General features: G+C 70.8%; 2 protein-coding genes. One reads left to right on the plus strand and one right to left on the minus strand.

Annotated elements, in window-relative coordinates:
* A partial coding sequence (locus AB0J09_RS64170; protein WP_360714249.1) for an FUSC family protein occupies positions 1 to 978 on the plus strand: 978 nt, incomplete at its 5' end.
* A gap of 60 nt (positions 979 to 1,038) precedes the next feature.
* Here the strand turns inward: AB0J09_RS64170 and AB0J09_RS64175 are convergent.
* Positions 1,039 to 1,678, minus strand: a 640-nt coding sequence (locus AB0J09_RS64175; RefSeq protein ID WP_360714251.1) for a lyase family protein, incomplete at its 5' end; no start/stop codon positions are given.

Here is a 1,678-nt window from a genome sequence, read left to right on the forward strand (position 1 = left end):
GTGGCCGCCGGGCTCGCCGAGCTGATGGTCCAGGCCACCGGCCTGTTCGAGGGCCGCTGGGTGGTGCTGACCATCTTCCTGGTGCTCAAACCGGACTTCACCTCGACGGTCGAGCGTGGCATCCGAAGAGCGGCCGGAACGGCCGCCGGAGCAGGCCTCGGCGCCGCGCTCGCCAACCTGACCCACTCAGACCCGTTCGGTCTGATCGTCGCGGCCACCATCACCATCACGGCGGCCTATGCCCTGTTCGACGTGAACTACCTGCTGTTCAGCACCTTCCTCACCATCTACATCGTGATCCTGCTCGACATCCTCGGTGTCCCGGGAGCCACCTCAGCCACCGCGCGCCTGGCCGACACCGCCATCGGCGCGGCGATCGCTCTCATCGCCTACTGGGCGTGGCCCAGCGGGCAGGGTCTCACCGCACAGGAAACGTTCGCCCGGCTCGTCGCGGCCCACGGCCGGTACATGACCGCGCTGCTGCACCAGTGCGCCCATCCGGAGCAGGCCGACCCGGCTCGGCTCCGGAGTCTGCAGGCCACTGCCCGCCGCGCCCGCACCGATGCCGAGGCGGCCACCGCCCGGCTGGCCGACGAGCCGCCGCACCCGCCGCTGACCTCCACTGTCGCCCAGTCCCTGGCCGCCGCGGTGACCCGCCTGGCGCATACCGAGCTCTCCCTGCACACCTTCGTCCTCCAGCAGGCCACCGCCGCCGGCCAGGAAGGCGCGCGAAGCCACGACGACGCCCGGCGGCTGGACGCCCTGGCCGCCGCGCTCGGCACGACCCTGGACTCGCTTGCCGAGGCGCTCAGATCCCTGCGACCGCCCGGCGACCTTCCCCCGCTCCGCCGGCTCCAGGCAGCCCTGCGCCCCCCGTCGGCCGCGCTCGACCCTCGGTGCGTGGCCATCACCGACAGCCTGGTCGACGCCACGAACACGATCGCGGCCATTGTCCGGCGTCATCTTGACCGGCGGTGAGCTCCGTGTACGGCGCGCCGGCTCCACCGGTGAGGCTCGGCCGGCGGCGCAGGTGGTTCTTCAGCGGCGGGTGCCGCCGTCCGGGCTGGGCACGCCGGGCTGGGTAAGGCGTTCAGGATTAACGATCTTGTCATAGAGGTCCTCGGCGACGCCGCATTGGAGTGCGGCGTCCTTGAGTGCCAGGCCCTTGTCGAGGGCGTAGTGGGCGATGCGGGCGGCCTGGTCGTAGCCGAGGACGGGGCTGAGCGCGGTCACCATCATGATCGAGTGGTCGATGTTGTGGTGCAGCGTCTCGGTGTTCAGCCGGGCGCCTTCGACCAGGTACGTGCGGAAGTGGTCCATCATGTCGGCCAGGATGCGCGCCGAGTGCAGGACGTTCTTGATGATGACCGGGCGGAAGGCGTTCAGCTCGAAGTTGCCCTCGGAGCCGGCCATCGAGACGGCGGTGTCGTTGCCTGCCACCTGGATGGCGACCATCAGCATGGCCTCGGCCTGTGTCGGGTTGACCTTGCCCGGCATGATGGAGGAGCCCGGCTCGTTGGCCGGCAGGATCAGCTCGCGCAGGCCGGTACGCGGCCCGGAGCCGAGCCAGCGCAGGTCGTTGGCGAACTTGAACAGCGGCACGGCCAGGGCACGCAACGCGGCCGATGCGCGTACCAGGTCGTCGCAGGAGGCCTGGGCGGCGAACTTGTTCGGCGCG

The organism is Nonomuraea sp. NPDC049784, from assembly GCF_040659615.1.
Lineage (GTDB): Bacteria > Actinomycetota > Actinomycetes > Streptosporangiales > Streptosporangiaceae > Nonomuraea.